Origin of the sequence: Bradyrhizobium uaiense (assembly GCF_010811875.1) — a bacterium.
GTDB classification, from domain to species: domain Bacteria; phylum Pseudomonadota; class Alphaproteobacteria; order Rhizobiales; family Xanthobacteraceae; genus Bradyrhizobium; species Bradyrhizobium uaiense.
The window spans coordinates 1-235 of record NZ_VKHP01001113.1; the positions used below are offsets into that span (position 1 = coordinate 1).

General features: G+C 68.9%; 1 pseudogene. It reads right to left on the bottom strand.

What is annotated here, in order from left to right:
* A pseudogene (locus FNJ47_RS55340) lies at positions 1–126 on the bottom strand (FAD-binding domain-containing protein); the annotation flags it as partial.
* Positions 127–235 lie beyond the last annotated feature (109 nt).

A 235-nucleotide genomic window follows, 5' to 3' on the forward strand; every position in this document is an offset into this window, starting at 1 on the left:
GACGCGGAAATAGGGCGCGGCATCGGCGCCGGAGCCCGCAACCCATTGCCAGTTCGCCGGGTTGGAGCCGGCATCGGCGTCGACCAGCGTGTCCCAGAACCATTGCTCGCCGGCGCGCCAGTCGATCGCATTGCAGTAGCGGCGCTGATAGAGCGTGCCGAGCGTGATCGAGATCAGTGAGACGCCGGAGGCGAGCCAGCCCCACCCCGCCTCACCCGTCATCGGCCGGTTGTGC